The organism is Rheinheimera sp. ATLC3 (genome assembly GCF_059429535.1).
Genome location: NZ_CM182103.1, coordinates 3072660 through 3085300, shown reverse-complemented (window position 1 = coordinate 3085300; position 12641 = coordinate 3072660). Strand labels below are relative to the sequence as shown.

The window sequence follows — 12641 nt, the reverse complement described above, 5'->3', positions numbered from 1 at the left end:
ACTTGTAGCCGTGAAGCGGCGAAAAGATCTTTCCAGCCCCGAAGGGGCGACAACAGCCGTTTGATGCTTTACGAGAACCATTGCGCCAATGTTTCTTTTGCTCTTTTCACATGCTCATCTTTAATATGTGCAGCTGTTGTAGCAAGTGCTGCCGCCAAAACGCCGAGATCGTCAGAATAGCCGACTACTGGCACAACATCAGGAATAGCATCAATCGGTGAAATAAAATAACCCAAAGCACCAATCATTGTTGCCTTAGCCCAAGCTGGAGTATTTGAATCCAATGCTGCGTAATACATTTTTAATGCTGGCTCCAAGACTCCTTCACCTGCAACTTTTGCATAGCCCTTAACTTTCTCCCAAAAGCCACCATCTGAATAAGCAGCGCTGAATTTATTGTCTGACATCTTTGACTCTCCTTTGTATTGATTGTGTAGCGCTTATTCGGCAGAAAGATCTATGTTTAAACACGGGCTTTTCCGCCTTTTTATATTTAATGCTTGGAACATTACATATGTTTTTTATAACTCACAATAGGTTTTAGGTACAGCCAGTATTTGCTTTTGCTACAAATACGGATTGATCCGTCTAACAAGCGTTGGCGATGCCCTGATTCGGACAGGATATTTTTACAGTGCCAAAACGTCTGCTTTTGGCACACAACTGCTCTTTATTCTTTCTTCAACCCATTCTTCGTCAACTGTTGCAACTGCTCAAGTTGATGCGGTGTGATACCAAACTGCTTGAACCGTATGGTTTCTTTTAACTGCAGGCTGTTAACCTGAAACTTAAGCACTTTGCTTGTCGGGTTGAGGCTAAATTCGCTGATGTCATTCCAGCTGTATAAATCACTGCTGGCTAAAGCACTACCAAACATAATACCGTCATTATTCGCGCTAAACCGCTTAGGTTGGGTTATGCCTATCGCAATAGATACAAGCAGCGCCATTGCTGGTGCCACACCGACAAGAGCGATTAACCGGCCGGTGTGTTTCGGGTCCAGCGCTATTATCGCTGGCAGGTATTTGTAACCGAGAAAGGCGGCAATGAAGATAAGAATATTGACCAGCAGAATTTTAGTTAACTTACTTTTGCCGCTGATAGCGGCTTCTTGCAGTACTACATCCATGTTGTTATCCGTAATGAATCACACCCGAGCGTTACGCTAACTTAGCGTAAATACCATAACCACTGCCGATACTTATTGCCAGCCACAGGATCAGCTTCATCTCTGCCCAGGCATCTTCATAATATTGCCCGCGAAACAGGCTGATAATGTCTGGCGTAAACCAAAACCTGACGCAGTCCATAAACTCATCCAGCGTATCGAACAACAGCTTATACAACATATAGCCAACGGCGCTACCGCCCAGTATTGCCAGAATTACACTCATTGTTAATCCGTTATCCTTACATGAGAGTCTGATTATAAAAGCTAAAACAGCGAGATAAAACAAAGCTGACTCAGCGCAGGTTTGGCATCAAGATTTACTTCAATGTTGTCTAGTGCAGTCAATTATTTAAATTCAGTATTATTCGCGCTAAACAGATAAATACTTATAAGGGATACACCAATAACGGCGGCGGCTAACAGAAAGGTTGACGTAAAAGCGGCCCCTAGTTCTTGTTGCGTCGCAAGCGCGATATTTTCATTTTTCAGTTGTGAGGCAAACACTACAACCATCACTGATGCGCCGGTCATCAGGCCTAAGTTTTTAACCAGATTGAGAATACCTGAAGCCAACCCTTTTTCCTGGTTGGTAGCACTGCCCATAACAAAAGTGTGATTTGACGTCAGAAACAGCTGCCGTCCGGGCGTTAAAATGAAAAGTGCGGCTATGTAGCCATATACGCCAAATTGCACCGGTAACCAGGCAAAACACATCAAGCCGACGATCAGCTGTGAAAGCCCTAAAAACATAACCCGCTTCACACCTATCAGGTCGACAAGTTTCCCGGAGGGATAGCCTGAACATGCAGCTACCACAGGGCCTACCGCCATCAACATACCAATCTCCATTACAGAGAGGCCGAGGCCATAAGTCAGATAGTAAGGCCCGACAACCAGTGTTGACATTGCCACCGCATCAACCAAAAAGTTTGTCGCTAATGTCATATTACGTAGTTTGTGCTGAAAAAAAGCCAGATTGATCAACGGAAATCGGCGCATGCGCTGGCTAAGCAGAAAAATGCTAAGAACAGCTATCGCCACCAGAAATAGTACGGTGCCCGATACACTCAGCTTAGTGCTGTGTGCCGTCACAGATAACGCATACAACAGACAAGATAAACCAAGCAATAACGTACCTATGACATCGTATTGTTTAACCGTAGCGGAAAACTTCAACTGCTCATTGGGAATAAATAACGCACAAATAGTAAAACTAACGCCGCCCATTACAAACAACAGCCAAAATATCGACTGCCAGCCAAACACATGAAGCAAGGCGCCACCCACAACGGGCCCAAGCGCAGTTCCTATCGCGGCAGTCGTGCTCAATAACCCCATTGCTGAACCTACTTTCGCTTTTGGAAAAGCGGCACTGGCCAGCGCTAAGGTTTGTGACAATATAAATGCCGCACCAAAGCCTTGTACCAATCGTGCTGCGATCAACAGCCACAAGTTACCCGATGTCGCACACAGTAATGATGCGAATGAAAAGATGCCCACTCCCAGCAACAGCAAAGGTTTTCTTCCCCAAATGTCACCCAAAACGCCTGCACCGATAATAAAAGTTGTGACAGATGCCAGGTATGAAATAACCACCCAGCTTACTGTCGCGACCGACGCATGAAAACGTGCGGCCAATTCAGGCAAGGCGACATTCGTGATACTCACGCCTAACGTTGGCATCAGCAGTGCTAAAGCCAGGCTAAATAATGCTGCCTTTGAGAAGCTCCTATTTTCATCACAGCATGCATTTGCATTGGCGGTTTCTTCGGTCATCTCCGGCTCCAAAATAATCAGCAATTGCTTAGTCTCATTGCACAGTCGCGGCAACTTTTGTAAGGTACTACTTCAAGTAAACTTGAAGTCAAGGCCAGAACAATGGGTGCTATAGATATTTCGAAACTATCAAAAAAGTCGGGGCTGCCAGCGTCAACCATTAGGTTTTACGAGGAAAAAAACCTTATAAAATCCATCGGCAGGAATGGCCTGAAGCGGACTTTCGATACTTATGTTCTGGAACAACTGGAATTTATCGCTTTGGGGCAAAGAGCAGGGTTTTCGCTTGACGAAATACAGTCGATGTTAACAACCAAGGGCCGCTTCGAAGTAAACCGGGAAAGTTTAACAGCGAGAGCACAAGAAATTGCTCAGCGTGTTAAACAACTTGTTGCAATACAAAGATGCCTGGAGCATGCAGCAAAATGCACAGCAGAAAGGCATAGCGAGTGCCCCAAGTTTCAAAAACTGTTAAGAATTGCTGGTAAAGACCAAGCCCGCAAGCATAAAACCGTGACAACTGATGCAGCCAAGCGCCCTTAGGAACGCCGGCTGCATCAAAGCCGCGCTATTACTAACCGAACCTGACCATGCGGCCTTCCTGAATTTCTTTTTTAAAATCCGTGCTCGTCAGCCGAAACTGAATGAAACCTTCCGTCAGACAACGGGTATCGTGAATATCACCTGGCAAAAATACCCTGCACTGCCCACCGCTCATTACATCCGAACCTCGTGAAACCAGCCTGGTTTCACCGGAAGTATTGGTGATCTGCGCAAAAGTGGTCATCTCGATTTCCCCGGACAGCACGGCATAGAACACCCATCCTGCTCCGTGGTTATGCGGGTGCCGATACTGGCCCTTATCTTCGCTGTGAACCAGTAAAATAAATCCATGTTCCGCATCTCTGTATAACTCTTTTGCTGCGGGTCTTTCGTCAATTATTTCTTTCAGCCAAAGTTCATCAGCCGCAGACTTTGTCAAATCAACTAACAACTGCCGAACGGTTTCTATGGTTTCGGTGTTAAGCCCGGACCAATACTTCTTTACTGCAGCAATAAAGATTTCTAATCCCGTGTTTTGCATATCATCACCTCATCAATTTTGAATTCCAGCTGAGCATACGACTTCAAGTTAACTTTAAGTCAAGTAAGAAATTAACAGTAACGTTGGTTTGAACATGGCCCTGGCGCTAGCTCTGAGTGACTAACCTGTTGGGTGAAAATAAAGACGAGAAAGCTATCGCCTGCCGGTGTAACACTAAACAGACCGCCTGCACCATAGACAGGCTTTTCACTGCGCAGTACACTGGGGCGGTAAATTTATTAACAAACAAGGTTATAGGCGTGAATACTGAAAGTTTGTCGCAGCAGCAAATCGCAGAGATAAAAGGTCATTTTGAGTTTTTCGACCGTGACGGCAATGGCCGTATTGATTTACCCGAGTTTATTGAGCTGCTAACCACGTTGGCACCCAAAACCAAAGTCAGCCATGTGGAAGAAGGTTTTAAACTTATCGACACCAATGATAATGGCTATATCGACTTTGCGGAGTTCCTGGCCTGGTGGCAGGACTGCTGGTTCGAATACTAAGTTATTCGAATATTGAGTTTAACGTTCGCGGTTTGCTGCTTTTGCAATATCAGGCAAACCGCCCCGTCTGTTAGCGATATCGCTTAATCCGCAAAACTGATCTTACCCATGGTGACACCCGGTATACCTTCGCGGGCGTTACTGAATTTCTGTTTACCGCCCACTAAACACTCATTAGCCAGTACCGCAAATAACACCGCTTCTTTGGCATCGGGGTTAATGCCCAGATCGGCGGTGGTTTTAATGCTGACATCCGGCAGGGCCTGCTGAATCTGGCTCATCAGTAACGGGTTATGAATACCGCCGCCGCTGGCGTAAATCACAAAGTTATCAAGCTTAGTGGTGGTTTGCTGTATCGCGCTGATAATCATATCAGCCGAGAAACGATTTAACGTCGCCATAATATCGCCGTGGCTTAACGCCTCTGTGCCCGACTGCTGCTGCGCTTTGGCAAGATAGCCCAGATTAAACACTTCCGGCCCGGTGGTTTTGGGGAAATTAAGCGCAAAAAAGCCATCTTGTTTTAATGCATTAAGTAAAGGCTCACTCACGCTACCGGCTTTAGCCAGTGCAGAGTCTTTGTCGAAATATTTACCCGGGTAATGTTTTTGAATAAAGGCATCCATCATGGTGTTGCCCGGGCCGATATCGCTGCTGAATACCGCTTCAGCGTCCAGCGTTTGTGGCAGCCAGGTAAAGTTAGCTATGCCACCGATATTGAGCATAATGCGGTTTTCATCGCGGCTGCTAAACAGCAAGTAATCGCCATACACTGCCAGTGGCGCGCCCTCGCCACCGGCGGCAATGTGCTTTTGGCGAAAGTCGCTGATGGTGGTAATGCCGGTGGTGACCGCCAGATGATCAGCATCGCCTATCTGCAAGGTCGCGTTGCCATATTCAGCGATATTGTGCTGGCGTTTCGGGCAGTGAAAAATGGTCTGGCCGTGGCTGGCAATAATATCAACATCTGAGGCTTTTAACTGCCACTGCTCTAAGCACTGGTTAATCATCCGGCCATGCTCTACGCCTATCCAGGGGTTTAACAGCGTAACGGCTTGTAAGTCGACATCGCGTTTAGAAAACACCGCCTTAACCCGTTGTTTGTAATCAGCGGCGTAATCTACCGTAGTAAATTGCAACAGCCTGATGCCGGTATCCAGGCCGTCACCGCAAAGCTCGCACAAGGCAACGTCCAGGCCGTCAAGCGAGGTTCCGCTCATCAGGCCTATTACCTTGCGGCTGGGTTTAGCGGCAATATCAAATAACTGCTGAATATGGCTGTGCATAACAATTCCTTAAACACTGCTGTCGATAGGGCAGTGACTTTAACATGAATAATTTATCCGACAATACATACATATTAACTAAATAAAATTGCAAAGCCAGCAACTCTGGGGTATATATTCATAAAAATACAAACAACAATGTATAAATAATTCATAAACCCTAACCGACACTATTGCGCTAGCAACAGGGAGTATACACAGATGACACCTTACCTCAGCAAACAAAACACCCGGCTGAACCTGCGCCAGGCTTCGAAGCTGGCTCTGGCGGTAAACCTGGCTCTATTCAGCCAGTTAGCACTGGCCCAGCAGACTGACGCCCAGGCCGGTGCGGAAAAAACCGAAGTGATCACCATTACCGGTTCACGCATTGCACGCACTGAACTGGTAGCATCAAGCCCGGTGGCTTCAGTAGATGAAGTACAAATCCAGCTTGACCGTGCAGTGAACGTAGAAGACATTACCGCCAAATTGCCACAGGCAGCAGGCGGTGCTAACGCTACAGGCGCAACGGTAGGTGACTCTTTAGGTTCATCAACTATTGACCTGCGTAGCTTAGGCCAGAACCGCACTCTGGTGCTGATTAATGGCACCCGCGCCGTGCCGTTTAGTTTCCGCAACTCAGTTGATGTGAATATTATCCCTGCCGGCCTGATTAAACGCGTTGACGTGTTAACCGGTGGCGCGGCAGCCGTATACGGCGCCGATGCAGTAGCTGGCGTCGTGAACTTTATTATGGACGACAAGTTTGACGGTGTTGAACTGTCGGCCAGCTATGAAACCGCAGATGGCGGCGCTGAGAAATTCAATACCGAAGCGATTTTCGGTGGCGACATTGCCAGTGGCCGTGGTCATATTACCGGTTACGTTGGCTACTCTGAGCGTAAAGACCTGCTGGCAGGCGAGCGTAGTTGGGCCATGCAGAACAGCGGCAGCATTATCAATACCGGCGGTTTTTATACCGATGTTGCCTCAGGCAATACCTTTGGTATCGACGATAACGGCGCTGTTACTGCCGGCCGTAACACAGTAAACGTGACCGGAGAGCGTAACCTGATCCAACCGATGGACCGCTTATCAGCCGGTTTATTCTTTGGTGTTGAATTAAGCGACTACGCAGAGCTGTATGGCCGTGGCATGTACGCCAAAGTGAAAGTAGATGGCGCCGGTGCCGCAGGCCAAACCCCGGTTACCGTAAACGAGCAGGTAACCCTGACCGCTGACAACCCTTATATTCCGGCGGCGGCACGTGATCTGATCACTTTTGATGCCAACGGCAATGCACTGGTAAATGTTGAGCGTAATCTGGGCCTGGGCCTGCAGTACACCGCTGCCGTGCGTGAATCCAGCCAGTTCCAGCTGGGTTTAAAAGGCATTTTAACCGACAGCTTAAGCTACGATGTGTATGCGCAGTACGGCAGTACCGATGAAACCTCAACCATCTATAACAATGCCTACAAGATTAATAACAGCGGTGCCAGCCGCTTTGGCGCTATCGCCAACAGCAGCGACATTTTTGACCCGGCGCTGGATTTAACCAATTTCGGTGCGCCATTGCTGTATTCAAACCGCGAACGTACGCAAAGCGTGTTAGCGGCAACCTTGTCAGGCGATTCAGCACCCCTGTTTGAACTGCCAGCCGGTGCAGTAAGCTATGCACTGGGTTATGAATACCGTAAAGAAACCGGTAAACAAACACCGGGCGATGCGTTCCGCAACGGTACCAGCTTTGCCTCTGTTGGTGTGTTTGATATGGATGCCGGTTTTGACAGCAAAGAAGTGTATGCAGAAGTCTTAGTGCCGTTACTGTTTGATCAGCCTTTCTTTGATCAGTTAGATTTTGAAGGTGCTTACCGTATTTCAGAGTACTCAAACACTGATGCCGAAAACACCTACAAACTGGGCCTGAACTGGGCAATCAACAATGATGTGCGTATTCGCGCCAGCCACCAGACTGCTTTCCGCGCACCTAACCTGGGCGAATTTGCCAGCCCGATTACGGCGTTATCACTGGCGTTATTTGACCAGACCAGCGATCAGTTCGTACCGCGCTTTGCCGGCCGCTTTGATGGCGACCCGTGTTTACTGGGTACCGGTAATGCCGAGCAATGTGCCCGTTATGGTGCAGCCCCGGTCGGCACGCCGTTTGATGCCTCAACCGCCAGCTATACCTATGGTGGTAACCCTAACATCAAACCAGAGCAGGCAGAATCAACCACTGTTGGTATCGTTTATACACCGTCTTACCTGAATGGCTTTGACGTTACGCTGGATTACTACACCATCGAAATTACCGATGCCGTTAGCCAAATCCAGCCAGCTGCTGCACTGAAAAACTGCTATATCGATAACCCTGTTGCCGGTAACCCACTGTGTGACGCTGTGCTGCGTGACCCGCAAACCGGTTTAATCAGCACTGCTATCGTTAACGACTTTAACCTGGCTGCGGTACAGCAGGACGGTATTGATTTAGCGGTAAACTACCGCTTTAACGCCCCTGAAATTATGGGCGGCGCCATGAAGCTGAGCTACCAGGGTACGCTTATCACCAAGCAAACCCGGCAGAACAACGCCACTGTCGCGGCTATCGACTGTAAAGGCACCTTTGGCAGCGCCTGTTCGGGTGACTTTGCCAGCGTGCTGCAGGCAGACTACAAGCACCGCATGACACTGGACTGGAATCTGGACACAGTAGGTGTGCAGCTGGGCTGGCGTCGTATCGGCGAAGTTGAAAATGCCGCAGACCGTAGCATCAGCATCGGCGCGCAAAACTATATTGATCTGGCCGCCTCCTGGCAGGCAACGGATGAGCTTAGCGTAACAGCCGGTATTGATAACCTGCTAGACAAAGAGCCACCACTGCCGGCCTCAGGTGCTAACCACTTTAATACCGTAAGTGACTACCCGGTCCTGGGCCGCACTTTAGGTATTTCACTGCGCTACACCCCCGCGTTCTAATCCCGGACACGGTGTTTCCCGGCCTGTATTGCAGGCCGGGCTTTTCAATTTGCTCCTGTCATAATAAGCTGCTGACTATATCGTTTTTACTGTATCAGGCCCGATAGCTAAAACAGTGCTCTGATACCCTACACAGGACGAACGGATGTCTGTACTTGATAAAATAAATGCGTTACGTGAAAAACTGCCGCGCGCAGAGCAGCAACTGGCCGACTATATTCTGGCAAACCCGGACCATATCCGCGATATGCCCTCGCAAATGCTGGCCAAAGCAGTGGGTATCAGCCAGGCAAGCGTGGTGCGTTTTACGCAGAAACTGGGTTACAAAGGCTACCCTGATTTTAAATTTGCCATAAGCGACAGCCTGCATCATCAGGTACCTGCTATCAGCGGTGACAAGCTGCATGGTGAGATTTCGCTGGAAGACACCTTCAGCACCATGCGGGAAAAACTGCTGGCCAGTAAAATTAATGTACTGCAAAAAACCCATGCCATTAACTCGCAAACCAGTTATGAGCAGGCCGCACTGTGGCTGCGCAGTGCCAAACGGGTGTTATTGTGTGGTAAAGGCGGCTCGGCGCTGGTGGCAAAAGACTTCTCGTACAAACTGCAAAAGCTCGGCACGGCGGCACTGGCCGAAACTGATACCCATATCCAGTTGGCCAACATTGCCAATTACACCAATGAAGATGTACTGGTGGTGCTGAGTGAATCCGGCGAAACCCCCGATAGTGTGAAAATTACCGAGCAGGCTGCCGCTAACGGCGTGCAAATCATCAGTATTACGGCTTATGGCAGCAACAGCGTGGCCAAACTGGCCGGGCTGAATTTGTATACGGTAGCGGATGAAAGCTCTGCCCGGCTATCGTCAATATTGGCCCGCAATGCGCAGGAACTGGTTATCGATACGCTGTTTATTCTGTTAACCCAAACCTGCCCGCAGGGCCGTAAAAAGCTGGCGGCATCGAATAAAGCCGTCGATACCTTCTTAGCCAGAAAACGCTAGTACTTGCAAAATCGCTAATGTAATGCGGTAAAAGCTTGATCCAGCGCATAAGTGTTTACCGCGTTAGCTTGTATAGTGGTATCACTGTACTACTTTGTAGGTACAGATTCCCATTAACCTGCGCACGCGGAGTATGCAGATGGATATTGTAGACCTGTCCCGACTTCAGTTCGCCTTTACGGCAATGATCCACTTCCTGTTTGTTCCTCTTACCCTTGGCTTGTCATTTTTGCTGGCTATTATGGAATCGGTTTATGTCATGACCGGTAAAACCATTTACCGCGATATGACCAAGTTCTGGGGTAAGTTGTTTGGTATTAACTTTGCGCTGGGGGTTACCACCGGCATTGCGATGGAGTTCCAGTTTGGTACCAACTGGTCGTATTATTCGCATTATGTCGGCGATATTTTTGGCGCACCGCTGGCCATTGAAGCCCTAATGGCGTTCTTTCTTGAATCAACGTTGTTTGGCCTGTTCTTTTTTGGCTGGGACCGTTTAAGTAAAGAAAAACACTTAGCGGTAACCTGGCTGATGGCGCTGGCGACTAACCTGTCTGCGCTGTGGATCCTGATCGCCAATGGCTGGATGCAACACCCTGTCGGCTCAGTGTTTAATGTCGATACCATGCGTATGGAGCTGACCAGCTTTGCTGATGTACTGCTTAACCCGGTAGCGCAGGTGAAATTTGTTCACACCGTATCAGCTGGCTATGTCACCGGCGCCATTTTTGTACTGGCCATATCCAGCTGGTATCTGCTAAAAGGCCGCGATTTAGCCTTTGCCCGGCGCAGCTTTGCCATAGCGTCGGCTTTTGGCCTGGCCAGCGCCTTGTCTGTTATCGTGCTGGGCGATGAATCCGGTTACGAGCTTGGCGATGTGCAAAAAGTCAAACTGGCCGCGGTTGAAGCCGAGTGGCATACCCATCCGGCACCGGCTGCTTTTACGGTGTTTGGTATCCCTGACCGCGAAGCCGAACAGACCAACTACGCGTTAAAAATACCGGCGGTACTGGGGCTGATAGCCACCCGTTCTCTGGACGAAGAAGTTACCGGTTTATCCGATCTGAAAAAGCAACATCTAGAGCGCATTATCCGCGGCCAAGAAGCCTATGTATTGCTGCAGCAATACCGTGCTGGCGATAAGTCGCCTGCCACAGTCGAGCGTTTTAATGAGGTAAGCGACGATTTGGGTTACGGCATGTTACTGACAGCCTACACTGACGACGTTGCCAACGCGACCAACGAGCAGATTGCCCAGGCAGTGGAAGACTCTATTCCTGCTGTCGGCCCGCTGTTCTGGAGTTTCCGTCTGATGGTGGCCTGTGGTGTATCCATGTTGCTACTGTTTACGCTGGCGTTCTGGCACAGTGCGCGGCGCACAGTGCAAAAACCTAAATGGCTGCTCAAATTTGCGTTGTTTAGCCTACCCCTGCCCTGGCTGGCCAGTGAAGCAGGCTGGTTTGTTGCTGAATATGGCCGCCAGCCCTGGGCTATAGGTGAAATTCTGCCAACCCATATGGCGGTGTCACAGCTGACAGTCACCGACATCTGGATCAGCTTAGGCACTATAGTGGTGCTGTATACCATCTTTGTGATCATTGAAATGTGGTTAATGACCAAGTACGCCAGGCTCGGCCCCTCCAGCCTGCATACCGGTAAATACGACTTAGAAACCCCTGCTGGCGCGAAGGAGGCATAACATGGATTACGAAGCACTGCGTTTTATCTGGTGGCTGTTAATTGGTGTATTACTGATTGGTTTTGCTGTCACCGACGGTTTTGACATGGGCGTTGCTGCGCTGCTCAAAGTGATAGGCAACAGCAACGATGAGCGTCGCGTCATGATCAATGCCATAGCGCCGCACTGGGATGGTAACCAGGTGTGGCTGATCACCGCCGGCGGCGCGCTGTTTGCTGCCTGGCCTACCGTTTATGCCGCCTCGTTCAGTGGGTTTTACCTGGCACTGATGCTGACGTTGTTTGCGCTGTTCTTACGGCCTATCGGCTTTGAATACCGCGCCAAAATAGACAGTGAAACCTGGCGTAGCCGCTGGGACTGGGCCTTAACAGCCGGCTCGGCCATACCGGCACTGATTTTCGGTGTGGCCTTTGGTAACCTGCTGCAAGGTGTGCCGTTTCACTTTGACGATATTTTACGCCTGCATTACACCGGCAGCTTCTGGGCGCTACTGAATCCGTTCGCACTGCTGGCCGGGGTGTTAAGCCTGCTGATGTTTGTGAATCACGGTGCAACTTACCTGCAACTGAAAACCGAAGGTGGTTTAAAACAGCGCAGTGAAAAGCTGGCAACCTTAACCTCGCTGATATGTGCTGTGGTGTTTGTACTAGCCGGTGTCTGGCTGTACATGGGTATCGACGGTTATGTAATAAACAGCATCATTGATACTAATGGCGCTAACCGTACCACAGAAAAAACCGTGGCAATGGTCAGTGCTGCCTGGTTTAGCAACTATGGCAAATGGCCGCTGCTATGGCTGGTACCCGCGCTTGGCATAGCGGGCTTTGCACTGTGTGCGCTGGCAAGTAAAGGCCGTCGCCATGTATTGGCCTTTGTCAGCTCGGCGCTTGCGATGGCGATGGTTATCCTGACTGCAGGTATCAGCATGTTTCCGTTTGTGATGCCATCAAGCTCAGTTCCGGCACACAGCCTGACCATGTGGGATGCAACAGCCAGTGAAACCACTCTGATGATCATGTTTGTGGTGGCCTGCATATTTGTGCCGCTTATTCTGGCTTACACCGCCTGGAGTTATTTCGTCATGCGTGGCCGCTTAAACGAGCAGCACATACGCGATAACAGCCATTCGTTGTACTGATAACCGATAAAGAAGGA

Annotated in this window: 12 protein-coding genes; 6 read left to right on the top strand and 6 right to left on the bottom strand. The window is 49.3% G+C overall.

Annotation, left to right across the window (positions count from 1 at the left end):
• Positions 1-68 precede the first annotated feature (68 nt).
• From AC5SV9_RS14200 to AC5SV9_RS14185, 4 genes are all read right to left on the bottom strand, one after another.
• Positions 69-407 (bottom strand): YkvA family protein, encoded by a 339-nt coding sequence (locus tag AC5SV9_RS14200; RefSeq protein WP_417704003.1) that lies wholly within the window; start codon positions 405-407, stop codon positions 69-71.
• A gap of 263 nt (positions 408-670) precedes the next feature.
• Entirely contained in the window at positions 671-1129 is a 459-nt protein-coding gene (locus AC5SV9_RS14195; protein WP_475151271.1) for a hypothetical protein, read from the bottom strand.
• Positions 1130-1160: 31 nt separating this feature from the next.
• The gene (locus AC5SV9_RS14190; RefSeq protein WP_475151273.1) at positions 1161-1394 is read right to left on the bottom strand and encodes a hypothetical protein; all 234 of its coding nucleotides are present in this window, start codon (positions 1392-1394) and stop codon (positions 1161-1163) included.
• Between the two features lie 122 nt (positions 1395-1516).
• The gene (locus AC5SV9_RS14185) at positions 1517-2947 is read right to left on the bottom strand and encodes an MFS transporter (protein ID WP_475151275.1); all 1431 of its coding nucleotides are present in this window, start codon (positions 2945-2947) and stop codon (positions 1517-1519) included.
• A 102-nt stretch (positions 2948-3049) separates the two neighbouring features.
• Here AC5SV9_RS14185 and AC5SV9_RS14180 point away from each other — a divergent pair, with 102 nt between their 5' ends.
• Positions 3050-3490: a helix-turn-helix domain-containing protein gene (locus AC5SV9_RS14180; protein WP_475151277.1), complete on the top strand. Its 441-nt coding sequence runs from the start codon at positions 3050-3052 to the stop codon at positions 3488-3490.
• A gap of 31 nt (positions 3491-3521) precedes the next feature.
• Here AC5SV9_RS14180 and AC5SV9_RS14175 read toward each other — a convergent pair whose 3' ends face one another.
• Positions 3522-4031: a cupin domain-containing protein gene (locus tag AC5SV9_RS14175; protein ID WP_475151279.1), complete on the bottom strand. Its 510-nt coding sequence runs from the start codon at positions 4029-4031 to the stop codon at positions 3522-3524.
• 260 nt (positions 4032-4291) lie between these two features.
• Between AC5SV9_RS14175 and AC5SV9_RS14170 the strand changes: the two genes are divergently transcribed.
• On the top strand, positions 4292-4537 hold the full coding sequence (locus tag AC5SV9_RS14170; RefSeq protein WP_475151281.1) for an EF-hand domain-containing protein: 246 nt from the start codon (positions 4292-4294) through the stop codon (positions 4535-4537).
• Between the two features lie 83 nt (positions 4538-4620).
• Here AC5SV9_RS14170 and AC5SV9_RS14165 read toward each other — a convergent pair whose 3' ends face one another.
• Positions 4621-5823, bottom strand: coding sequence for an anhydro-N-acetylmuramic acid kinase (locus AC5SV9_RS14165; protein WP_475151283.1), 1203 nt, complete (start codon positions 5821-5823; stop codon positions 4621-4623).
• 201 nt (positions 5824-6024) lie between these two features.
• On the opposite strand from AC5SV9_RS14165, the gene AC5SV9_RS14160 reads away from it, so the two are divergent.
• The 4 genes from AC5SV9_RS14160 to cydB all read left to right on the top strand — a co-directional run bounded on the left by AC5SV9_RS14160 (position 6025) and on the right by cydB (position 12624).
• Positions 6025-8781: a TonB-dependent receptor domain-containing protein gene (locus AC5SV9_RS14160; protein ID WP_475151285.1), complete on the top strand. Its 2757-nt coding sequence runs from the start codon at positions 6025-6027 to the stop codon at positions 8779-8781.
• Positions 8782-8926: 145 nt separating this feature from the next.
• A complete protein-coding gene (locus AC5SV9_RS14155) occupies positions 8927-9787 on the top strand; it encodes a MurR/RpiR family transcriptional regulator (protein ID WP_134052135.1) in 861 nt (286 codons plus the stop codon).
• Positions 9788-9926: 139 nt separating this feature from the next.
• Positions 9927-11486, top strand: coding sequence for a cytochrome ubiquinol oxidase subunit I (locus AC5SV9_RS14150; RefSeq protein ID WP_475151287.1), 1560 nt, complete (start codon positions 9927-9929; stop codon positions 11484-11486).
• Position 11487: 1 nt separating this feature from the next.
• Positions 11488-12624 (top strand): cytochrome d ubiquinol oxidase subunit II, encoded by a 1137-nt coding sequence (gene cydB / locus AC5SV9_RS14145; RefSeq protein ID WP_475151290.1) that lies wholly within the window; start codon positions 11488-11490, stop codon positions 12622-12624.
• The last annotated feature ends 17 nt before the right edge of the window (positions 12625-12641 follow it).